Annotated in this window: 21 protein-coding genes and 2 pseudogenes; 15 read left to right on the forward strand and 8 right to left on the reverse strand. The window is 39.5% G+C overall.

Going from position 1 to position 21644, the window contains the following annotated elements; all coding sequences use genetic code 11:
• Positions 1-9 precede the first annotated feature (9 nt).
• On the forward strand, positions 10-1158 hold the full coding sequence (locus ACNS8M_RS06075) for a phospholipase A (RefSeq protein WP_419225286.1): 1149 nt from the start codon (positions 10-12) through the stop codon (positions 1156-1158).
• A 92-nt stretch (positions 1159-1250) separates the two neighbouring features.
• On the opposite strand, the gene ACNS8M_RS06080 is transcribed toward ACNS8M_RS06075, so the two are convergent.
• From ACNS8M_RS06080 to ilvA, 3 genes are all read right to left on the reverse strand, one after another.
• Complete coding sequence (locus ACNS8M_RS06080; RefSeq protein WP_419225287.1) at positions 1251-2591, reverse strand: TrkH family potassium uptake protein; 1341 nt, start codon at positions 2589-2591, stop codon at positions 1251-1253.
• Entirely contained in the window at positions 2588-3244 is a 657-nt protein-coding gene (locus ACNS8M_RS06085; protein ID WP_168417368.1) for a potassium channel family protein, read from the reverse strand. Before ACNS8M_RS06085 ends, ACNS8M_RS06080 begins: the two co-directional genes overlap by 4 nt.
• 187 nt (positions 3245-3431) lie before the next feature.
• Positions 3432-4970, reverse strand: a complete 1539-nt coding sequence (ilvA, locus tag ACNS8M_RS06090; RefSeq protein WP_168417367.1) for a threonine ammonia-lyase, biosynthetic — start codon at positions 4968-4970, stop codon at positions 3432-3434.
• A 106-nt stretch (positions 4971-5076) separates the two neighbouring features.
• On the opposite strand from ilvA, the gene rpiA reads away from it, so the two are divergent.
• The 7 genes from rpiA (at position 5077) to ACNS8M_RS06125 (ending at position 11907) form a co-directional block, all read left to right on the forward strand.
• Positions 5077-5748, forward strand: a complete 672-nt coding sequence (gene rpiA / locus ACNS8M_RS06095) for a ribose-5-phosphate isomerase RpiA (protein ID WP_419225288.1) — start codon at positions 5077-5079, stop codon at positions 5746-5748.
• Positions 5749-5962: 214 nt separating this feature from the next.
• Complete coding sequence (locus ACNS8M_RS06100) at positions 5963-6640, forward strand: M48 family metallopeptidase (RefSeq protein WP_168460720.1); 678 nt, start codon at positions 5963-5965, stop codon at positions 6638-6640.
• Positions 6641-6836: 196 nt separating this feature from the next.
• Positions 6837-7892 carry an N-acetyl-gamma-glutamyl-phosphate reductase gene (gene argC / locus ACNS8M_RS06105; protein WP_171525230.1) on the forward strand — a complete coding sequence of 352 codons (1056 nt, stop codon included), beginning with the start codon at positions 6837-6839 and terminating at the stop codon, positions 7890-7892.
• A 78-nt stretch (positions 7893-7970) separates the two neighbouring features.
• Positions 7971-8744 (forward strand): DUF6776 family protein, encoded by a 774-nt coding sequence (locus tag ACNS8M_RS06110; RefSeq protein ID WP_168460704.1) that lies wholly within the window; start codon positions 7971-7973, stop codon positions 8742-8744.
• Between the two features lie 19 nt (positions 8745-8763).
• Positions 8764-9180 (forward strand): ATP-dependent Clp protease adapter ClpS, encoded by a 417-nt coding sequence (gene clpS / locus ACNS8M_RS06115; protein ID WP_168417363.1) that lies wholly within the window; start codon positions 8764-8766, stop codon positions 9178-9180.
• A 9-nt stretch (positions 9181-9189) separates the two neighbouring features.
• Entirely contained in the window at positions 9190-11466 is a 2277-nt protein-coding gene (gene clpA / locus ACNS8M_RS06120) for an ATP-dependent Clp protease ATP-binding subunit ClpA (RefSeq protein WP_168417362.1), read from the forward strand.
• 87 nt (positions 11467-11553) lie between these two features.
• Positions 11554-11907 carry a YnfA family protein gene (locus ACNS8M_RS06125; RefSeq protein ID WP_168417361.1) on the forward strand — a complete coding sequence of 118 codons (354 nt, stop codon included), beginning with the start codon at positions 11554-11556 and terminating at the stop codon, positions 11905-11907.
• A gap of 71 nt (positions 11908-11978) precedes the next feature.
• Here ACNS8M_RS06125 and ACNS8M_RS06130 read toward each other — a convergent pair whose 3' ends face one another.
• The 3 genes from ACNS8M_RS06130 to ACNS8M_RS06140 form a co-directional block, all read right to left on the reverse strand.
• Positions 11979-12422: a hypothetical protein gene (locus tag ACNS8M_RS06130; RefSeq protein ID WP_228284146.1), complete on the reverse strand. Its 444-nt coding sequence runs from the start codon at positions 12420-12422 to the stop codon at positions 11979-11981.
• Positions 12423-12604: 182 nt separating this feature from the next.
• Positions 12605-13525, reverse strand: a complete 921-nt coding sequence (gene argF, locus ACNS8M_RS06135) for an ornithine carbamoyltransferase (RefSeq protein WP_168460710.1) — start codon at positions 13523-13525, stop codon at positions 12605-12607.
• 111 nt (positions 13526-13636) lie between these two features.
• The gene (locus ACNS8M_RS06140; protein WP_168417358.1) at positions 13637-14287 is read right to left on the reverse strand and encodes a TetR/AcrR family transcriptional regulator; all 651 of its coding nucleotides are present in this window, start codon (positions 14285-14287) and stop codon (positions 13637-13639) included.
• A 336-nt stretch (positions 14288-14623) separates the two neighbouring features.
• Between ACNS8M_RS06140 and prpB the strand changes: the two genes are divergently transcribed.
• Both prpB and prpC read left to right on the forward strand, forming a co-directional pair.
• Positions 14624-15508, forward strand: coding sequence for a methylisocitrate lyase (gene prpB, locus ACNS8M_RS06145; protein ID WP_004973459.1), 885 nt, complete (start codon positions 14624-14626; stop codon positions 15506-15508).
• 4 nt (positions 15509-15512) lie between these two features.
• Positions 15513-16649, forward strand: coding sequence for a bifunctional 2-methylcitrate synthase/citrate synthase (prpC, locus tag ACNS8M_RS06150; RefSeq protein WP_004973461.1), 1137 nt, complete (start codon positions 15513-15515; stop codon positions 16647-16649).
• A gap of 124 nt (positions 16650-16773) precedes the next feature.
• Here the strand turns inward: prpC and ACNS8M_RS06155 are convergent, their stop codons facing one another.
• Together ACNS8M_RS06155 and ACNS8M_RS06160 are read right to left on the reverse strand one after the other, a co-directional pair.
• Positions 16774-17409: an aminotransferase gene (locus ACNS8M_RS06155; RefSeq protein WP_168460712.1), complete on the reverse strand. Its 636-nt coding sequence runs from the start codon at positions 17407-17409 to the stop codon at positions 16774-16776.
• A gap of 92 nt (positions 17410-17501) precedes the next feature.
• Entirely contained in the window at positions 17502-17999 is a 498-nt protein-coding gene (locus tag ACNS8M_RS06160) for a CinA family protein (protein ID WP_168460714.1), read from the reverse strand.
• A gap of 212 nt (positions 18000-18211) precedes the next feature.
• Here ACNS8M_RS06160 and ACNS8M_RS06165 point away from each other — a divergent pair, with 212 nt between their 5' ends.
• From ACNS8M_RS06165 to ACNS8M_RS06185, 5 genes and pseudogenes are all read left to right on the forward strand, one after another.
• Positions 18212-18442: a hypothetical protein gene (locus tag ACNS8M_RS06165; RefSeq protein WP_168417354.1), complete on the forward strand. Its 231-nt coding sequence runs from the start codon at positions 18212-18214 to the stop codon at positions 18440-18442.
• A gap of 540 nt (positions 18443-18982) precedes the next feature.
• Positions 18983-19147: a hypothetical protein gene (locus tag ACNS8M_RS06170; RefSeq protein WP_168417353.1), complete on the forward strand. Its 165-nt coding sequence runs from the start codon at positions 18983-18985 to the stop codon at positions 19145-19147.
• Positions 19148-19442: 295 nt separating this feature from the next.
• Positions 19443-20532, forward strand: a pseudogene (locus tag ACNS8M_RS06175) (IS3 family transposase).
• Between the two features lie 335 nt (positions 20533-20867).
• On the forward strand, positions 20868-21173 hold the full coding sequence (locus ACNS8M_RS06180) for a DUF4298 domain-containing protein (protein ID WP_168419494.1): 306 nt from the start codon (positions 20868-20870) through the stop codon (positions 21171-21173).
• A gap of 203 nt (positions 21174-21376) precedes the next feature.
• A pseudogene (locus tag ACNS8M_RS06185) lies at positions 21377-21571 on the forward strand (I78 family peptidase inhibitor); the annotation flags it as partial.
• Between the last annotated feature and the right edge of the window lie 73 nt (positions 21572-21644).

A 21644-nucleotide genomic window follows, 5' to 3' on the forward strand; every position in this document is an offset into this window, starting at 1 on the left:
GGGTGACCTATGAGCGCGTTCAAAACCTTTGAACGTACAACACTAATGCTGAGAGTAAGTACACTCAGCACAGTGTTTGTGGCAAACAGCTATGCACAAGACCCAGCAACACTGATTGCACCTGCAACACCTGAAGCATGTGTGGCTCTTGAGGCGAATGCTGATCGTCTGGCTTGTTATGATGCTTTATTTAAAATTCCTGAAGCAGAAAAAACAGCGTTGATCAGCGAACGTCAAGCTGCTCAGGCACTAGCGCCTGAACCCGAAACGGTGACAGAAAAAATTGCAGTAAGCGTAAGCAATTTATTTTCTTTTGATGCACCTAAACTGGATCCAAATGTTTCTTTGCTGGATAAGCGTTGGGAACTTTCGGCAGACAGTAAGTTGGGTACATGGAATTTACGTGCTTATCAGCCTGTGTATTTAATGCCTGGCTTTTGGACCAGTGATAAAAATGAACGTCCTCAAAGTTTAAATGAGCAAAACACAGTGCAATTGGGTGAGGAGCAGAATCTCACTTCAATGGAAAGTAAATTTCAGCTTTCTTTAAAAACCAAAGCGGTAGAGAACTTGTTAGGGAATAATGGAGATGTCTGGTTAGGATATACCCAGTCTTCTCGCTGGCAAGTTTACAATGGTGATGAGTCACGTCCGTTTCGTGAAACTAATTATGAGCCTGAAGCCAGTTTAATGTTCCGTACCAATTATCAGCTTTTTGGTTTACATGGGCGTTTGATGGGGCTGACGCTGAATCATCAGTCCAATGGTCGTTCAGACCCTTTGTCACGTAGCTGGAATCGAGTAATTTTCAATCTTGGTTTTGAAAAAGACAATTTTGCTTTGATGTTGCGTCCTTGGTATCGCATTGAAGAAGACCGCGCTGATGACAACAACCCAGATATTAAAAACTATATCGGGCGTGGTGACATGTTGGCATTTTATCGTTGGAAAGAGCATGACTTTTCTTTGATGTTACGTCATAGCCTAAAAGGTGGTGATGATTCACACGGTGCGGCACAGTTTGATTGGGTTTTCCCGATTAGTGGTAAGTTACGTGGTCATTTCCAATTGTTCGATGGTTATGGAGAAAGCTTGATTGACTATAATCACCGTGCAACCTATGTGGGTTTAGGTGTTTCATTAATGAATTGGTTTTAATAACCTAGCATTGATTTAAAAACGTTTTTAACTGAATTTAAAACGCCAATCTTGAAGATTGGCGTTTATTTTTCTATCGCATGTAATTTGTTTTATCCAACCTGAATATCTGCATTAGGGTGTTTAAGACGGCTTTTTTGTGGTGTGGCAATTAAATAGGCCAAGGTCAGAGGCCCTAGACGTCCTGCAAACATCAGCAGCATTAATACAATTAAACTGGCAGGTTGTAATTCGCCTGTGACACCACGAGATAAACCTACCGTGCAGGCAGCAGAAACCACTTCAAAAAGTAAATCCAAAAAATTTTGCTTAGGTTCAAATAGAAGTAGGCTGAAGATACCGATTGTAATCAACATTCCTGTAATGCTGACCACAGCCAATGCTTTAAAAGTCGTCCGTTCAGGTACGGCATGATTAAATACACGAACTTCATCTGAGCGTCTTAAAAAACTGATTACACTTAAAACAACAATAATAAATGTACCCACTTTAATGCCACCTGCGGTACTGAGCGAACCGCCACCAATAAACATCAGTAACATGGTGAGTAGGGTGCTGGCATTTTGCATGCTGGCCATATCTAGACTGTTGAAGCCAGATGAACGTGGCACGGTAGCATGGAACCAAGCATTGAGGGCTTGATCACCAATACTCATCGCAGCAAGTGTATGCGGATTGCTGGCTTCAATGGCCCAAATCAGCAAAAATGCAACGAGGTTTAATCCTGCAATAGTGGAAAGAATGAGTTTGCTATTGGGTGAAAGTGTTTTCCAGCGTTTGGCACGTTTAATATCCATGAGCACCACAAAGCCTACACCACCAATAATGTAGAGCATACTAATGGTGAGCGTAATTAAATACTGATCTGCAAAACTCATTAAGCTATTGGGAAATAATGAAAAGCCGCCATTATTAAATGCAGACACACTATAAAAAGCAGCATAGAAAAAGGCATCTTGAAAAGGGTAATCTTGCATCCAAGCGATCGTTAGAATTAGTGTGCCAATGCCTTCAAAAAACAGTGAATACAGCAATACCCCTTTAATGGTCATTGCTATTTTAGACAGATTGGTTTGCCCAATCGTGTCTTGCGCCATAATTTGTTGTTTGAGTCCAATTTTAGCGGACAAACTTAAAACCGCTAAAATTGCAAAGGTCATAAAACCTAAGCCACCACATTGTAAAAGCAACATAATGACCATTTGCCCAAATACGGTATAAGCATCACCAATATTGACTACAGATAGTCCTGTAATGGTTACTGCAGAGGTCGCAGTAAATAAGGCATTAATCCACGTCATATCACCATGATGTGAAATAGGTAATTTCAGCAGAATGGTGCCAATGCAGATAAAGCTTAAAAAGCCCAGCGCTAAAAGGCTAGGCGGGCTTAAATTGACCGTTTTTGCAGGGAGCTTAGTTGATGTTTTCATTCTGATTTAAATTGTTTAGATAAGCGTTTGAGCGGTTCAAGTCGCCCTTCAACAACCAAAATATCACCAGTTTGTAGCATTAAATTGGATTCAAGTGTATAGAAAATGGTTTCGGCACGTTTGAACAATAAAAGTTTAACTTCTGGGGCATGTGACATCAGACTCTGAATACGTGTGCCGTGCAAGTTGTCTTTAATTTTTACTTTTACAATGTAATGGTCGTCATTCAGGCTCATATAACGACTCACCATAGGATAGCTTAGCGATTGCGCAATGCGTACGCCCATATCTTCTTCTGGGTGAATAATTTTGGTAACACCCAAATGGGTTAAAATCATGGTATGTGCTTTACTTTTGGCTTTCACGTATATTTTAGTGATGCCCATATTCTTTAAATTGAGAACACATAAAATACTGGCTTCAATATCTTCGCCAATTGCGACAACTACAGCATCACAATTTTGAATGTTTAGTTCTTCCAAAACGTGCTCATCGGTGGCATCTGCAATGACCGCATGGGTAATTTGATCGGCAATGTTTTCTACAAATTTTTTATTGCTGTCTATGCCAATAACATCGTGGTTTAACTTGACCAGTTGCGTAGCAACCGTTGCACCAAAGCTGCCTAAACCAATGACTGCAAATTGCGCCATAGCATTATCCTGAAAAAGTGTTTTATTGTACGTGAGCTGTGATTTATTTTGCCTGAAGCTGCGTATTTTAAATACGCTCAACAGAGATGAATATTTTAAAATAATTCCTTGTGTCACACTGTAGCATTATGACTAAAAAACCGCCTGAATCAGCGGTTTTTTTTGTAGATGGGAACAAATCAGCAAATTATTTTAAGAAGCGTTGATAGCCTAAGTTATTGGTAATTTCTGCGTATGGATAAGTGATATTTTCCAACGTTTCAATTAAACCATCTGGGTTCTGTTTGGCATCCGATGCTTCTAAACCAACCAATACACGACCTTCTGCTGCACCGTGGTTACGGTAGTGGAACAAGGTAATGTTGTGTGTTGGGCCTAAGCGTTCTAAGAAGGTGAGTAACGCACCTGGACGTTCAGGGAATTCCACACGGAATAAACGCTCATTTTCAATATCGGCATGACCGCCTACCAAATAACGAATATGCAGTTTGGCAACTTCATCATCAGATAAATCATCTACATCGTACTGAGTTTTAAGTAACTCATAAATGTCGTGGCGTTCTTTTTCACCTGATTTTAAGCTAATGCCGACAAAGACCTGTGCAGCTGTGGCATCACTGGCACGGTAGTTAAACTCAGTGATGTTGCGGCCTTGTAGTGCACGGCAGAAGTTGAGGAAAGCGCCTTTTTCTTCAGGAATGGTCACCGCAAAAATTGCTTCTTTGTGTTCGCCCAGTTCAGTGCGTTCAGCAATGTAGCGCAAGCGGTCAAAGTTCATATTGGCGCCACATACAATGGACACAATATTTTTATTTTGCAGTTGATGCTGCTCGACGTATTTTTTGATACCTGCCAATGCCATTGCACCTGAAGGTTCAACAATACTACGGTTTTCATCAAAGGTATCTTTAATTGCGGCACAGATTTCATCGGTATTTACCAAAACGACATCGCGCTCAACAATTGGCCCAGATTGATCTGATTTTTGCAGTTGCAGCACTTCAAATGGTTTTTCACCAATTTGTGCGACGGCAGTACCATCGGCAAATAAACCCACTTGCGGTAAAATCACACGTTCATTGGCTTCAAATGCGGCTTTTAAACAAGCCGATTCATCATATTCTACAGGTATGACTTTGACATGTGGTGCAACATCCCCCAAATACGCCGCAACACCTGCAATTAAACCGCCCCCACCAACAGCAACGAAGACATATTCTACATCACGCCATTGACGTAAAATTTCATTGGCAATGGTGCCTTGACCTGCCATGACCAATTCATCGTCATACGGTGGAATAAAAGTCATGCCTTCGTCTTTGGCACGCTGAATTGCATATTTATTGGCAACATCAAAAGAGTCGCCATGTAACACCACTTCACCGCCTAAGCGTTTCACCGCTTGTACTTTAATATCGGGTGTGGTCTTAGGCATGACGATAATGGCACGAATACCCAATTTTTGCCCAGACAGAGCTACACCTTGTGCATGGTTGCCAGCAGAAGCGGTAATCACACCTCGTGCAAGTTGCTCTTTGGGTAATTGACTGATGCGGTTGTAGGCACCACGTAATTTAAAAGAGAATACAGGTTGTAAGTCTTCACGTTTAAAGCGGATGTTATTATTTAGTTTTTCGCTAATTCGTGGCGCTGCTTCGAGTGGGGTTTCGATTGCAACATCGTAGACTGTTGCTTGTAAAATTTGTCGAACCAAACGAGACAGCATGTTAATCTTCCATCTAACAGTTTAAAATAAGGGGTTATTGTAACAAACCCCTGCACATTTGCGCTGTAAAATCGGCAATAAATGTCAAAAATAGTTGAGTGAAGTCATGAGTCTGTATGCTACCCAAGATGAAAAGAAGCAAGCCGCTGCAAAAGCAGCTTTAAAACATTTGCCTAAAGGCGGAATTTTAGGGGTGGGAACAGGCAGTACGGTGAACTTCCTGATCGATTTATTGCCTGAATTGCAACTTGAGGCTGCAGTGGCAAGTTCAGAAGCGACGGCTGAGCGTTTAAAAAAGCTTGGTGTTGAAGTTGTAGATATGAATTCTGTAGGCAGCCTAGATGCGTATGTCGATGGTGCAGATGAAATTGATCGTCACATGCACATGATCAAGGGCGGTGGTGCGGCGTTGACCCGTGAAAAAATTGTGGCATCTATTGCACGTAAGTTTATTTGTATTGTAGATGATTCTAAATGGGTAGAGCAGTTAGGGCGTGAGTTCCCATTGCCAATTGAAGTGATTCCAATGGCACGTTCTGCGGTAGCACGTAAAGTTGTGGCTTTAGGTGGTGACCCTGCTTACCGTGAAGGTGTAGTGACCGATAACGGCAACGTGATTTTAGATGTATATAACCTGAATATTTTGAATGCGTTGGAATTAGAGAAAACGCTGAATGATATTCCTGGTGTCGTGACTAACGGTATTTTTGCGATTAATAAAGCCAATATTGCGATTGTTGCAACCAATAACGGTATTGAAGAGCGTACCGCAGTTTAAGGCATATAAATTTATATAAACCGTTATGTAAATTGAGTTTTGATTTATATTTTTCTCTAATGAAAGTTTCCTTTTCTTTGTAAGGAAAGGGAACTTTTCAATATTCATTTTACGACAAACATTTTACAACCAAGACCGAATCTTTATAAATCATCAAAATCACTGAGAGTAGAGTATTTGCTTGAGTAAAGATAATTCAAATACTAATAAAAATATGATTTCCAGCTTACCTGAAATTCAAATCACACCACATGCAAGAGCAACACGTTTACGTTTACGTGTCGAACCGCATCAAATTCGTTTAACTGTGCCAAAGCATTGTACCCAGCGACAAATTCAGGATTTCTTGCAGCAATCTGAACAGTGGATGATAGATGCTTGGCATAAACAACAGGCGCAGCAAGGACTTGTTCAGCGTGAATTGCCAAATCAGTTGTCACTTTTTGATTTGGCTGAGCCTTTAAATATTCGTTATCAAATCCAAAAACACAGTTTTATTTTAGATTTAAAACTGCATTGTCTTTTTATTAGTGACCGCCAGCCCGCAGCATATTTAAAAGCTTTTGTGATTGCTTATGCCAAACAGATGTTGCCTGCATACTTGCAAACGGTGAGCAATGAAACAGATTTTCCGTTTAAACAGTGTGCGGTTCGTCAGCCCAAAACGCGTTGGGGCAGTTGTAGTGCGCAACAGCATATAATGCTAAATAGTGCTTTGGTTTTATTTCCTAAACAGATTGTGCGTTATGTGAGTGTGCATGAGTTGGCACATACACGGCATTTTGATCATAGTGCGAAGTTTTGGGCAGAGGTGCAGCGGCATGATGCGCACTATTTGCAACACCGTAAACAGCTGAAAACAACACATTTGCCTTGGTGGTGGTATGAATAAAAAAAGCCAACACGTACATTACATGGCTGTGCTGTAATGAAGAGGTGTTGGGCGTATTGTTTATAATTAAATGTATTTTTCAATATAAAATCAACAGAATAAAGAAAAGCCTTAAAACCCAAGTAAAACAGTTTAGAAAACCAAAACTTCCTGTCATACTATAGCGTTAGCTTAAACATGCTTTTGAATTGAGGTAATGCACGTGATTTCAGTTGGTATTGTCGGTGGTACAGGTTATACAGGCGTTGAATTATTGCGTCTTTTGCTACGACACCCAAATGTAAAAGTAAATGTACTGACTTCACGTACAGAAGCGGGTCGCCGTGTAGATGATATGTTCCCAAGTCTACGTGGACATACTGACCTTTGCTATTCCGATTTAAACATCGAAGAATTAAAACAGTGCGATGTAGTGTTCTTTGCTACGCCGCATGGTGTTGCTATGCAACATGCTGCGGAACTTGTTGCCGCCAATACAAAAGTGGTCGATCTTGCTGCAGATTTCCGTTTGCAGGATTTAGCACAATTTGAAAAATGGTATGGCATGCAGCATGCCTGCCCAGAAATTTTAAAAGATTCGGTTTATGGTTTATCTGAACTTAACCGTGAACAAATTAAACAAGCGCAAGTGATTGGTAACCCTGGTTGTTATCCAACCACGGTACAGCTTGGTTTAGCACCATTGTTTAAACAAGCTGAAGCTTTAGTGAAACCTGAAAGCATTATTATTGATGCAAAATCAGGTGTATCTGGTGCAGGCCGTAAAGCCAGTCTGGGCATGATTTACTCTGAAAATGCAGATAACTTTAAAGCCTATGGTGTTGCGGGGCATCGCCATCATCCTGAAATTGTAGAAGCACTAGAAAATATTTCGGGTCAAAAAAATGTGTTCAATCACATATTATTTGTACCGCATTTAGTGCCGATGATTCGCGGTATGCTCAGCACCATTTATGTAGATTTGACTGATGCTGGCGATGCAGCAGATTTACAAAGCTTGTATGAGCAGTTTTATGCCAATGAGCAATTTGTAGATGTAATGCCAGCCAACAGTTCACCAGAAACACGTTCAGTACGTGGCGCCAACCAGTTGCGTATTGCGTTGTATAAACCTCAACCAAAAAAATTGGTACTTTTGGTTGCACAAGACAACTTGGTGAAAGGTGCAGCAGGGCAAGCCGTACAAAATATGAACCTGATGTTTGGTTTTGCTGAAAACGCAGGACTTGAGGTGATTGGTTTATTACCATAAAACACGTTTTTCAACTTCACACACATTTAGATTTCGATTTAAATGTGTGTTTTGAATGAATCAAAACAAGAGATGACGATGCATAACTCTGATACTGAAACCACGTCACAGTCGAATTCAACCACGACACCATCTGCGCCACCACCAGAAAAAAAGCCATTTCTTGAAACAAATGCGCCTTTAGCGATTGGTGCTGCAATTTTAATTTTAGGCAGTGGTTTTTTAGGATATTCAGTTGGACATCGTCAAGGCTTAACAGTGGTGGGTTATGATGCTGATGCTGAACAACTGGTTGAAGTGGTTCAGGAACAGAAAACCCGTTTAGAAAGCCTAAATAAAAGTTTAAATGCTGCAGTGCAAGAGCGTGATGTTGCGGTGAGTAACTCGAATGACTTATACGAAGCATTTACGCAAGCGACTGAAGATAAGCAACGTACTGAGGGAATGAGTGCGATCTATCGTGAAGTATTGCGTCAGCGTGGAGGTTTGAGTCTGACTGTACAGAATTTAGGGGTAAAACCTTTACCTGAAAATGCCTATGAATATCAGGTCGATTTAGTACAAGTCAGCCCAAATAAACGCCGTGCAAGCGGTACAGTCGAGTTGCGTTTAATTCAGGGCACAGAAGTATTGGTTATTCCAATGGAAGACAGTAATTTTAATTTTGATAATTATGAGCGTTTAACGGGACGCTGGACAATGCCAAAAGGCTTTAATCCAGATTTTATTGAAGTCCGTGTCAATGGCTCAACGCCTGTCATCAAGCGTTTCAGTTGGAGTAAGGGCAAAGCTGTGGAAGCCGATTCAGCATTTATTGCTGAAATTCCACAAGCAGAAGCCAGTGCTCAATAATGTGTGATATGTAAAACTTATGCGAACCCAGAAACGATCTATTTGTTTAAACGAAATTAAAAATAATTTTCATCAATCTGGCTATGTCGATTGGCATTTAAGCCCACGTTTGGCGGTGGATGATGAAGGGCATGAAGATGATGGCGACATTGCAGTTCAGACTGCACCACCACAATTAAAGCGCCCACCTTTGTATGCTGTCGTTTTAATGAACGATGATTACACCCCAATGGACTTTGTAATTGAAATTTTACAACAATACTTTGCAATGAATCTTGACCAAGCCACCCAAGTAATGCTAACTGTACATTATGAAGGAAAAGGTGTCGCAGGGGTCTATCCGCGGGACATTGCGGAAACGAAAGCGAACCAAGTCAATAATTACGCTCGATCACAAGGTCATCCATTACTTTGTCAGATTGAGCCTAAAGATTAAGGGGGTTGCATGCTCAGTCGTCAATTAGAAGTATCATTACGTTTGGCTGTTAGCATGGCTCGTCAAAAGAGACATGAGTTCTTAACGGTTGAACATTTATTATTGGCTTTATTAGATAACGATTCTGCAGTTAATGCGTTAAAAGCATGTGGCGCAGACGTTGTGGTGCTGCGTAAAGAATTAGAAGAATATGTAGAACAACATACCCCTAAACTTGCTGAAAATAGTGATCAGGCGCCACATCCAACCGAAAGTTTTGACCGTATTTTGCAGCGTGGTATTTTCCATGTGCAATCTAGCGGTGGTGACCGCACCGTTGAAGGTGCAGATATTTTAGTGGCAATGTACTCTGAGCGAGATTCATTTGCGGTGTATTTGCTTAAACGTCATCAAATTAACCGTTTGACTTTAACGCAATACCTATCACACGGGACCCGTAAAGATGAAACACAAGCTGAAGAAGAAATTGAAGAGTTAGATGGTGAAAGTTCAAGCTCTGCCAATGCAGGCCCGCTTGAGCTTTACACGCTGAATTTAAATACTGAAGCTCAAAAGGGTAAAACTGATCCTTTAATTGGTCGCGAAAAAGAAATTGAGCGTGCTGCACAAATTTTGTGTCGTCGTCGTAAAAATAACCCATTGTTGGTAGGCGACCCAGGCGTGGGTAAAACTTCCATTGCCGAAGGTTTGGCTTGGTTGATTGTGAATGGTAAAGCACCAGCACCATTGGCCAATGCAGAAGTGTATAGCTTAGATATTGGTGCTTTGGTTGCAGGAACGAAATATCGTGGTGATTTTGAAAAGCGTTTAAAACAACTATTAAATGCCTTGAAAAAGAAACCTGATGCGATTTTATTTATTGATGAAATTCACATGATTATTGGTGCAGGCTCGAGCATGGGCAGCACTATGGATGCGTCAAACTTAATTAAACCTGCGTTGGCAAATGGCACTCTACGCTGTATTGGCTCGACTACATTCCAAGAATATCGTCAGGTATTTGAAAAAGATCATGCGCTGTCACGCCGTTTCCAAAAAATTGATGTCAATGAACCTTCAATTTCAGAAACGGTTGATATTTTACGTGGTTTAAAATCGAAATTTGAAGAATTTCACCATGTAAAATATGACGATAAAGCCTTGGTGTCTGCGGTAGAGCTATCGGCTAAATTTATCAATGACCGTTTCTTGCCAGACAAAGCCATTGATGTGATTGATGAAGCGGGTGCACAGCGCCGTTTAAGAGCCGAGCAGGATGACACTTTAATCACAGTTGAAAACATTGAAGATATCGTGTCGAAAATTGCACGTATCCCACCTAAAACTGTATCTAAAGATGACAAGAGCGTACTTGAACATTTAGAACGTGATTTAAAACGTGTGGTATTTGGGCAAGATGAAGCCATTGAAGCTTTGGCATCTGCAATTAAACTGTCACGCGCTGGCTTAAAAACACCAGACAAACCAGTCGGCAGCTTCGTTTTTGCAGGCCCTACAGGCGTGGGTAAAACTGAAGTGACCAAGCAGTTGGCCAAATTGTTAGGTGTGGAATTAGTACGCTTTGATATGTCTGAATATATGGAGCGTCATGCGGTTTCACGTTTAATTGGTGCGCCTCCGGGTTATGTAGGCTTTGATCAGGGTGGCTTACTCACTGATGCGATTCATAAAAACCCGCATTGTGTGTTGTTGCTAGATGAGATTGAAAAAGCACATCCTGATGTATTTAACTTATTGCTGCAAATTATGGATCACGGCTCATTGACCGACAATAATGGTCGTAAGTCAGATTTCCGTAATGTGATTTTAGTACTGACTACCAATATTGGTGCAGAAAGTATTTCACGAGTCAGCATTGGTTTCATGGATCAAGACAACAGTAATGACAACCAAGAAGCAATGAAAAAAGCCTTCTCGCCAGAATTCCGTAACCGTTTAGATGGTGTGATTCAATTTAAGGCGCTACCAACTACCGTGATTGAAAATGTAGTAGATAAATTCTTGACTGAATTACAAGCTCAATTGGATGATAAAAAAGTCATTCTTGAGGTCGATCAGGATGCACGTGAATGGATGGCTGAGCATGGATATGATCGCTTGATGGGCGCGCGCCCAATGCAACGCCTGATTCAGGAACACTTGAAGAAACCATTAGCAGAAATGATTTTATTCGGTGAATTGGCTGAACAGGGTGGTAATGTCGCTGTTTCTGTGAAGAAAGAGAATGGTAAAGCGGTTGGTTTGAAACTTGAAGTATTTGAAGATCAAACTGCTGAACCAGCTTAACGTTTATATTGCATTATCATGAATGAAAATAACCCATGTTCAACATGGGTTATTTTTTATGTATTCCACTTTTAAGTAAAGTCGCTTATGGATGTTCAGATCACAAAAATTGCCAGTACCTTGCTCTTATTTTTTATAACAGCAGTGATGGAAATATTAGGTTGTTATTTTCCTTATTTAATTTTGAATCAGGGAAAATCGCAGTGGCTTTGGGTGCCAACAGTTTTGGCTTTAGCGGCTTTTGTGTGGTTGCTTACTTTGCATCCTGCGGCATCGGGGCGAATTTATGCAGCGTATGGCGGAATCTATATTTGCACCGCTTTGATTTGGCTAAAGTATGTGGATCAGGTTAATTTGACCCGTTGGGATATGTTCGGGGGAATGGTGGTTATTTTGGGTGCATTGATTATTATTTTACAACCTCAAGGTTTAATACGTTAAATCTCAAATGTTTATCGAGTATTCAACCTATTAAACCTGTAATGAGGATGTGATGTTTATAGAATTTTTATTTAATCTGTTTTAAATTTACATTCACTATTCGGCAATAGCACATTAAATTGTGTTTTCTCTGCACTGAGTTGTAAATTCAATACATACGGATTTACACGCTGAAATTGATGCTCAAACATTGAATCGCAGTTATGAATCAAGTTTTGTTTAATCATGTTTTTAACATTGTTGTAGCCCGTGCTTTCTACAAATTGAGTAAAATCGGGTGAAATAATCATACCACGAATGTTAATTTGCTTGTCTGTAGTTGTACTTTGTTCAATCACGGTATTTTGATCGACTTGATACGGCATAGTACGTGAATCTTCATCGCTAATTACATCTAAAATTTCTTTTAAAGCTGTTACATTTTTAATTTTGTAGTCAACCGTTAAAATATCGTGCTGAACCAAATATTGGTCTAATTCGCTAGGTTTAGCATAGGTTGTGCTATGAGCAAGCATTGCAGCTGCGCAAAGTGTTATTGTCGCAAGTGTTTTATACATCATATTATTCATCTAGGCTCTTTTTGAAATTTTAGAAAATAACCGTCGTTTTAGATTATAACGAGCCAAATAAAAAACAGCACCATTTGGTGCTGTTTGTAACAAAACTCATCAAAGCGTACTCAATGCTTTGAAGTCGTTTAGTCTTTTTTGAGGTTTTCGTTCAATAAAAACTCAACCAATGCTTTTTGAGCATGCAAGCGGTTTTCGGCTTCATCCCAAACTACAGCGTTTTTATGATCTAGCATATTTTCAGAAATTTCTTCACCACGGTGCGCAGGTAAACAATGCATAAACAAGCAATCTGGATGTGCCAAGTCCATCAAGCGCTCATTGACTTGATAGTCTGCAAAGGCTTTTTCACGGATTTTTTGTTCTTCTTCCTGCCCCATACTCGCCCAAACATCGGTCACAATCAGGTCAGCATTGACTGCGGCATCTTCAGCAGAGTCTACTAATTCTACACAGTGTGCAAATTCAGACAGGAAACGTTGTTCAGGTTCATAGCCTTTAGGCGTTGCAATTTTTAAATTAAAGCCCCACATGTGCGCAGCTTCAATATAAGAGTTACACATGTTGTTGCCATCACCAATCCAAGCCACGGTTTTACCTTCAATTGAACCGCGATGCTCTAAGTAAGTTTGCATGTCTGCAAGTAACTGGCAAGGGTGGTGATCGTCCGTTAAAGCATTGATCACTGGAACTTTTGAATAAGATGCAAAACGTTCTACAATGTCATGTCCGAAAGTACGAATCATCACTATATCAAGCATGCTTGAAATGACACGTGCAGAATCTTCAATCAGTTCACCACGGCCTAACTGTGTGTCACGTGATGATAGGAAAATTGCGCTGCCACCAAACTGACTCATACCTGCTTCAAACGATACACGAGTTCGGGTACTAGATTTTTCAAAAATCATTCCCAAGACTTTGCCCACAAAGGGTTGGAAAACTTCATTGTTATGCTGTTTACGCTTAAGCTCAATGGCGCGTTGCAAAATTTGATTCAGTTCTAAAGTCGATAAATCGCGTAATGTTAGAAAGTGACGTAGAGCCATTCGTTACTCCACAATAATTGCTGAATGAGAAAAACAACAATTAGTTGTTGGTTGGTTAAGTGAAAAAGGGAATCGGCTAATATACTATAGGATGAAGAAATTGCAAAAAAACTAGACTTTTTGATGGGCGTCTAGAAAGCGATCTACACAATAACTTACATAATTGATTGTTTCTTGTTCAGTTTCTTGTTTTGGAATGCCCATAATAATGCGCCATTCTAAATTTCTTAAAATTCCAAAATACAATTGTGCCGAATAAACAGGGTGTTCGCAGCGAATGAGTCCTTGTTGGCTGGCATGCTCTAGCACTTTGGCAATGCACAATTGCACGTGTAGAGGGCCACGTTCATGGATATGTAAAGCAATGTCGGGGTTGCGCTGACTTTGCTCTAAAACCAAACGCATAAAAGCTGCATTTTCAGGCGCTAGAATATGATGATAAAAATTCAGCAAGGTTTGGATTAGATAACCACGTAAATTTGAATCTATTTGTTCAAAAGGGATGTGAATATCCTGAAAAAATTTGTCACGGCGATAATCACAAATCGCCTTAAACAAGCCTTCTTTATTGCCAAAGTATTTATAAATAGAAGCTTTAGAACCGCCAGCATGCTGCACAATATCATCTAAAGATACGGCATCGTAGCCACGTTCTAAAAACAGATCAGTTGCACTGACGAGCAGCGCCACACATCGCTCATGTCCACGCTTTGTTGGAGGGACATCTTTACCGAAAGGGGTTAAATGAGCGATATCTTGCATATTGGATAATATTTCAGCAAATGATCAAAGGGAGAGATTGTTATTATAGCAAATTTATGTACAGCGTGCTGTGTTGAAGTGTATGGGCAGCGTGCTTGAATTCAGAAAAAATAGAAATACACTCAAAATAAGCAAAATTTTGCTTATTTAGTGTGCAGAAAAGCTATGTTTATTAAATTTAAATAATAAGCAATATCACGAAAATTTATTGTGCAATAAAATTTCGAATTATTTGACTAAAGTTTTAGAGCATAGATTCTAAAAAGTCATGGCGCAGCGTTGCATTCCCGATATACTCAAACCTCGAAAAATATAGTAAGAAAAGCGGAAAGGAAGATGACAGAACAAACATCTGCGGGCTTAAGATTCAGACAAGCTTTAGAAGTGGAAAAGCCATTACAAATTATCGGCACGGTAAATGCTTATGCTGCAATGATGGCAAAGCAGGTTGGCTATAAAGCCATTTATTTATCTGGCGCAGGTGTCGCCAATTACTCTTACGGTTTACCTGACTTGGGCATGACCAGTTTAGACAACGTCTTGGAAGATGTGCGTCGTATTACTGAGCGTGTAGATACTCCATTATTGGTGGATATTGATACTGGTTGGGGTGGTGCATTTAATATTGCCCGCAGTATTAAACAAATGATTGCTGCAGGTGCTGCTGCAGTACACATTGAAGATCAGGTTGCACAAAAGCGTTGCGGACATCGTCCAAACAAAGAAATTGTAACCCAACAAGAAATGGTCGATCGAATTAAAGCGGCTGTTGATGCAAAAACTGATTCAAACTTTGTTGTCATGGCACGTACAGATGCCTTGCAAAAAGAAGGTTTGCAGGCGGTGATTGACCGTGCTTGTGCATGTGTGGAAGCGGGTGCAGATGCAATTTTTGCTGAAGCGATGACAGACATTACCATGTATAAAACAGTATGTGATGCAGTAGGTGTACCAGTACTTGCAAACATTACTGAATTTGGTGATACCCCATACTACACCACAGAAGAATTGGCGGAGCAGGGTATTCGTATGGTGTTGTATCCACTTTCACCAACACGTGCCATGCAAAAAGCTGCCTTAGAAGTGATGCAATCTATTCGTAAAGATGGCACTCAAGTTAATGTCTTAGACAAAATGCAGCAACGTAAAGAATTATACGAATTCCTTGATTATCACACTTTTGAAAACACATTAGACAAGCTGTTCAAACAGGAGAATTAAAAAAATGGCTGAAGGAAAAGTACTCACAGGCGCAGGATTGCGCGGACAAGTGGCGGGTAAAACTTCACTCTCAACTGTAGGTAAAAGTGGCGCAGGCTTAACTTACCGTGGTTATGATGTACAAGACTTGGCAGAAAATTGCCAGTTTGAAGAAGTTGCTTACCTGATTTTCTTTGGTGAATTGCCTACTTCAGAGCAATTGGCTGCCTATAAAGCAAAATTGAAATCTTTACGTGCATTGCCACAAGCATTGAAAGAAGTGCTTGAGCGTATTCCTGCAGATTCACATCCAATGGATGTGATGCGTACAGGTGTTTCAATGTTAGGTAACCTAGAAACCGAACAGTCATTTGAACAGCAACAAGATGTTGCAGACCGTATTTTGGCAACTTTGCCAGCCATTATCTGCTATTGGTATCGCTATAGTCACGATGGCGTACGTATTGAAGAAAATACTGACGATGACTCAATCGGTGCACAATTCTTGCATTTATTACGCGGTGAAAAACCAAATGAATTGCATGAACAAGTGATGAACGTATCATTAATTTTATACGCAGAGCATGAGTTCAACGCATCGACCTTTACGGCACGTGTTTGCGCATCCACTTTATCTGACATGCATTCATGTATTACAGGTGCGATTGGTTCATTACGTGGTCCATTGCATGGCGGTGCCAATGAAGCTGCGATGGAAATGATTGAAAACTGGACCTCGCCAGAAGAAGCTGAGCGTGAAATGCTAGGTAAGCTTGAGCGTAAAGAAAAGATCATGGGCTTTGGTCATGCAATCTATAAAGACAATGATCCACGTAATGGCATCATCAAAATTTGGTCTGAGCGTTTGGCACAAGATGTAGGTGATACTGTACTTTATCCTGTATCTGTACGTTGTGAAGAAGTGATGTGGCGTGAGAAGAAATTGTTCTGTAATGCTGACTTCTTCCATGCGTCTGCTTATCACTTCATGGGTATTGCAACTAAACTGTTCACCCCGATTTTTGTGATGAGTCGTGTCACAGGTTGGGCTGCTCACGTAATGGAACAGCGCGCTGATAACCGTATTATCCGTCCAAGTGCAGATTATACTGGTCCTGAATTACGCAAAGTTGTACCAATTGCAGAGCGTTCAGCAGCTTAATTGGCACTCTAAAAAGCGGTATAGCCAGAATTTTGGTTTAGTGATACTGCTTTTAAACTAAAAATAAGGTTTCATTCTGAGTGAATGGAACCTTATTTTTTGAGCAGTAAATAATTGAACAAATTTAAGGCGAAAGTAACACAGGGTCTTCAATGCTATAACCTGTTTCAAAAGGGATACCTAAATATTTCATGGTCATTAGCACTTTATTGTGTTGCGGAATTTGATAGCGCTGAGAAATACTTAATCCTGTTTTATAATCCACTGCCTTTTGGACAGGACTTTTATACTTGCCATATCGTATGCGGTAGGTGTAGCTAAATTGAGGAACTTTAATTTCAGGATCAAACCAGGATGCGACGTAGACTGTCTTCTTTGAAAGGATTTGAATTTTGGCAGAACTGGCACGGATTGGCGTTAAAGGTTTCAACCGCTTTTTAATTTTAGCAATTTCACGATCAAATTTTTGACTGTTCTGATCATAATCAATGCGTTTGGTTTTTGGATTGATATACAGTGATTTAACCTCAATCAGTTTTACAGGTGACTGTTTGGAATTCGTTTGTGTACGGTTGAGTTGATAGTAATACAATTGCGGTAAACGACCACGACCATCTAAATAATGTCGCATTAAATAGACTTTTTGATCTGCTTGATCTAAACCTAAAACTTCAATATTTTGTGGACCACCAACAGTTGCAAAAGCAAAACTAGGTAGCCATAAACTGGCAGTAACGAACAGAATAACGTTGTAGCGCATGGCATAGATCATCCACTTTATACATAAAGCGAGTGTACGACTGAACCATGAATAAAGTGTGTGAATTATGCAGTTTACTTTTTAGGTTTATTTCAAGATGTCATTGGCGTATTAGAATCTTGCTGGATTAAATCTATTAGGTTTTGAGCAACCAAATTGGTTAATTGTTCTAGACGTTGTAAAGGATTACCTTCTAAAAAATATTGGTAATGATAAGTCTGCTGCAGATATTGAATGGCGATAAAAAATGTTCCGACGGGCTTTTCAGGTGTGGCACTGCCACCTGGTTTGAGTAAACCTGTGCATGCTACTACAAAGTCCGCACGGCTAAATAACTTTTGCCCCTGAATTGCCATGGCTTGAGTGACTTCGGGTGATTCAGCGGTATAAGTATCAATTAGTTCTGCGCTGACTTTCAGGATTTCACGTTTAATGCTTGGATCGTAACTGACCAATCCACCGAGTAAAATATTCGCACCACTATTTTTATAGATAGAAAATTGGCTACATAAATAACCAGAACTGGCACTTTCAATAAAAGCCACTGTTAGTTGGCGTTGTTCAAGTAAGGCACAGCAATGTTTGAGCATGATTCATCTGCAAGGGAATAGAGTAAGCTATTTAAGTGTACTGAATTTTCTGTACTTGTGCGGAAAATCATCAATCTAAAATTGGTTTTAATCTCATCACTGCTGATTTAACTGCATATAAATACAGCGAAATTTACAATTATGAGTTTAATCAGGGCATAAACGGTGATAAAAATAAAAGTAAAGCAAAAAGTAAGATAAGGCAGGTGCTCATGAAAACAACAGTAAAATATATGGTATTAAAAAGTTTGGATTATCAATTGGGTACACCTTTATTTCAGGAAGAAATTGAGGCAGATGCTCAATATTTTGATCAAATACCAAATATTATCGAATATCAAAATATGCGATTTAGAGTAATCAGCAAAGAGCAGAAGCGTTTACAGCTCACTGAAGAAAACGAAGAAAATCAGACCATCATTGTAAGAGTTATTGTGGTTTAAACACAGCAATTGTCTAGTTTTGAAGCTAAGCGGTTGAGGAAGGGTTTACAAGTATTTATTGTGAAATCCACACTTTGAGCCGCTTCTTTGTAGAGTTTGGTATATTTGATTACAGAAATATAGGGTTCATCTGAAACAAAATGCCAAATGCTTTGGGTCTATCTAAAATCATATTTTGATGTTTGAATTGAAAAAAACGACTAACTTTTTGTTTATTAATATTTTTAAATTTTAGGGTGAATTTTAAAGTTTCCACAGGATCTTTTTTAGCAACAACGTCCTAAATATTACACTTTACTCAAAGCGATAGTACAGTTTGCAAGATGCTTACAAGAATTTTTAAAGATAATTGAATTTTATAAAAATATTATTTGAATAGACGTTATATTTTGGTTTTTCTTATATTGTTAAATTATAAAGTGATTTTTATAATGTAGTTACAATATTGTATTTTGTTTGTAGCTTTTGAGCTTTTTTGTTATTGTTGTAAATGTGACTTGCATCACATAATGATGGCTAAGAAAGATTGAGCAAAATACAATGAATCAAAATGTAATCATCAGCATGGCACTGATCATTTTAGCTGTGGGAATTTCACTGGGTGTGTATGTATATTTTGATCAGAAGCAAAAACAGAATGAAGAAATCCAGATGATCATTACTGAAGCCCGTCAGGGATTGGTCGAGTTAGATCGAAAACCATGATCAGACTCTATGGCCTTACATCAGCGTTAAAGTTGAGATGTTTGAATGGTATGTATTGATTTAAAACACAGCAAGAAATTGTAATTTTCTGCCAGTGAATATCAAGTGAATGACGATAAAATAAGCGAATAGAACATTGCTGTAGTTTCTTAGTTTTCCCACATTCCCATGTGGGATTTTTTTTGCCTGAAAATTATTAAAAGCATTGGTTGGGTGGTGAGGGGGGTAATCCCCCCTAAAAATAAAAGGATCTAAAAGTAGAATTTTCTCTTAAGATACGAGCAGGAGATTCTGCATGAAAACATCTAAATTTACTGACAGCCAGATCATGTCCATTTTAAAACAGGCGAAGTCTGGCACACCTGTAGCCACCCTTTGTCGTGAACATGGCATGAGTAATGCCACGTTTTATAAATGGCGTGCCAAATATGGCGGTATGGATACCTCATTGATGGCTCGACTGAAAGAGCTGGAAGCAGAAAATACCAGACTAAAAAAATGTATGCTGAAGAGCGATTAAAGGCCGAAATCATCCAGGAAGCGATGGCAATGAGCAGCACTGCTGCGCAAGGGTAAAGCCATCTTGCCGGCGTAAGATGGCACAACAGCCAGTTGCCCAGCATGCCATTAGTATTCGTTTGGCTTGTAAAGCATTTGGCATTAGTGAAACCTGCTACCGCTATCAAGCCAAACTCAGCGATGACAATGCACTCATTGCTGAACAGCTCATTGAACTCACTGAGGAAAATTCCGACTGGGGCTTTGGTTTATGCTTCTCGTATTTACGGCATGTTGAGAGTTGCTGCTGGAATCACAAGCGGGTTTACCGCATTTACTGTGAGTTGGCACTGAATCTGCGTATTAAACCGAGAAGAAGACTAAAACGGCATGCGCCTGAACCATTGAAAGAACCAATCCGAGAAAATCAGGTTTGGTCATTAGATTTTATGCATGATCAGCTTTCCGATGGTCGCAAGTTTCGATTATTGAATGTGATTGATGATTACCGCCGCGAAGGCCTAGCCATTGAAGCAGGGTTCTCATTGCCCACAATCAGGGTTATTCGTACGTTGAATCAATTGCTGGAGTGGAGAGAAAAACCGTTAGTGATCCGATGCGATAATGGTCCCGAATTTATCAGTCACGAATTTGTGCGCTGGGCTACTGAGCATGGTATTCGTATTGAATATATTCAACCGGGTAAGCCACAGCAGAATGCATATATTGAACGCTATAATCGGACCATACGTTATAGTTGGCTGAGCAAGCATTTATTTGATACTTTGGATGAAGTACAAGATTATGCAACAAACTGGTTGTGGCATTACAACCATGAAAGACCACATCAAGCTAACAAAGGAGAGCCACCTCTAATGGCTGCTTAACCTCTACTTTTAACTTCGGTTATTTATGGGAGGATTACCCCACTAATCCAAATGCAATTATAGTGGCAGCTAAAATATACTTCATACTGTGTACCTTGTTTTTAAAAACTGAAGCAAATGAATAATAATTCTTATAATTTTATTAAAATAGATAGAATTACACTTTTATTACCAATTATTCACTTAAAATAATATTTTCGATTTTTAATAGAATAAGTGATAATAAGTTTTATTTAAAAATCATAGTGCATATTTAAGTGAAATCAACATAAACACACAATTTGAACTTTAAAAATATTGTACGCTCAACACAAATTTTATGTGTGAGATTCAGTATGGATAAAAATAAGACATTCGATGCTCAGTTTTTGCAGCAGCAATTTGAGCAATGGCATCAACTACATCAGCAATTAGAGAAAGCTCAGGAGCAATGGCAGGCAGCAGAAAAATTGTGGCAAGAATTACAGGAATATTACCAAAGTGAGCAATGGGTGATTGATTATGAAAATTCACCAGAATTAACATGTCGTGAAGGCGAGTATTCTATTTTGGCACAAGACACTTTATGGAATGCAATGGAAGAACGTAGACAACAGGCAATCACTTGGATGAAATTGGGTCTAAAGGTTGTTGAACAATAATGAATAGGTAAAACTGTTCAGCAGATTATATTTTTCTTAACATTGTCTGATATATAAAGCATGCTTAAGCATGGCTTAAGGACGTAACCATTATGAAAAAACGCTTTTATTTTCCAATAAGTGCGATATTTTTAGTTGCAATTACGGGTTGTAGCCAAAATTCTGACATGAAAGCTGTGGAGACTAAACCGGTGATACAAAACTGTGTACCTGAAGCCGCAGCGAAACTAGTTGGTAAAACTGAATTATCTGAAGCTGAAATTAAAGCGATCACACAAGCTGAAATTGTGCGTATGGTTGCCCCTGATCAACCTGTGACGATGGATTACCGCATGAATCGGGTCACGGTTGTAATTGATCCTAAAACAAGAATCATTGTTCAAGCATCTTGCGGATAGTCAATTTCATCCAATTTTTTAAATCAGACACACCCTGCAAATAGGACAAATTAGGTCTTATTATCAGGGTGTT

Origin of the sequence: Acinetobacter sp. A2 (assembly GCF_048537555.1) — a bacterium.
Lineage (GTDB): Bacteria > Pseudomonadota > Gammaproteobacteria > Pseudomonadales > Moraxellaceae > Acinetobacter.

Bases quoted from the DNA above. Each gene is read 5' to 3' on its own strand.
- clpS (WP_168417363.1), top strand. From the start codon at position 8,764: ATGCGAACCCAGAAACGATCTATTTGTTTAAACGAAATTAAAAATAAT.
- ACNS8M_RS06080 (WP_419225287.1), bottom strand. From the start codon at position 2,591: ATGAAAACATCAACTAAGCTCCCTGCAAAAACGGTCAATTTAAGCCCG.
- argC (WP_171525230.1), top strand. From the start codon at position 6,837: ATGCACGTGATTTCAGTTGGTATTGTCGGTGGTACAGGTTATACAGGC.
- ACNS8M_RS06130 (WP_228284146.1), bottom strand. From the start codon at position 12,422: ATGCTTGCTCATAGCACAACCTATGCTAAACCTAGCGAATTAGACCAA.
- ACNS8M_RS06160 (WP_168460714.1), bottom strand. From the start codon at position 17,999: ATGCTCAAACATTGCTGTGCCTTACTTGAACAACGCCAACTAACAGTG.
- ACNS8M_RS06140 (WP_168417358.1), bottom strand. From the start codon at position 14,287: ATGCAAGATATCGCTCATTTAACCCCTTTCGGTAAAGATGTCCCTCCA.
- argF (WP_168460710.1), bottom strand. From the start codon at position 13,525: ATGGCTCTACGTCACTTTCTAACATTACGCGATTTATCGACTTTAGAA.
- prpB (WP_004973459.1), top strand. From the start codon at position 14,624: ATGACAGAACAAACATCTGCGGGCTTAAGATTCAGACAAGCTTTAGAA.
- ACNS8M_RS06180 (WP_168419494.1), top strand. From the start codon at position 20,868: ATGGATAAAAATAAGACATTCGATGCTCAGTTTTTGCAGCAGCAATTT.
- ACNS8M_RS06085 (WP_168417368.1), bottom strand. From the start codon at position 3,244: ATGGCGCAATTTGCAGTCATTGGTTTAGGCAGCTTTGGTGCAACGGTT.
- ACNS8M_RS06165 (WP_168417354.1), top strand. From the start codon at position 18,212: ATGAAAACAACAGTAAAATATATGGTATTAAAAAGTTTGGATTATCAA.
- ACNS8M_RS06125 (WP_168417361.1), top strand. From the start codon at position 11,554: ATGGATGTTCAGATCACAAAAATTGCCAGTACCTTGCTCTTATTTTTT.
- ACNS8M_RS06100 (WP_168460720.1), top strand. From the start codon at position 5,963: ATGATTTCCAGCTTACCTGAAATTCAAATCACACCACATGCAAGAGCA.
- ACNS8M_RS06075 (WP_419225286.1), top strand. From the start codon at position 10: ATGAGCGCGTTCAAAACCTTTGAACGTACAACACTAATGCTGAGAGTA.
- clpA (WP_168417362.1), top strand. From the start codon at position 9,190: ATGCTCAGTCGTCAATTAGAAGTATCATTACGTTTGGCTGTTAGCATG.
- rpiA (WP_419225288.1), top strand. From the start codon at position 5,077: ATGAGTCTGTATGCTACCCAAGATGAAAAGAAGCAAGCCGCTGCAAAA.
- ACNS8M_RS06110 (WP_168460704.1), top strand. From the start codon at position 7,971: ATGCATAACTCTGATACTGAAACCACGTCACAGTCGAATTCAACCACG.
- ilvA (WP_168417367.1), bottom strand. From the start codon at position 4,970: ATGCTGTCTCGTTTGGTTCGACAAATTTTACAAGCAACAGTCTACGAT.
- ACNS8M_RS06155 (WP_168460712.1), bottom strand. From the start codon at position 17,409: ATGCGCTACAACGTTATTCTGTTCGTTACTGCCAGTTTATGGCTACCT.
- ACNS8M_RS06170 (WP_168417353.1), top strand. From the start codon at position 18,983: ATGAATCAAAATGTAATCATCAGCATGGCACTGATCATTTTAGCTGTG.
- prpC (WP_004973461.1), top strand. From the start codon at position 15,513: ATGGCTGAAGGAAAAGTACTCACAGGCGCAGGATTGCGCGGACAAGTG.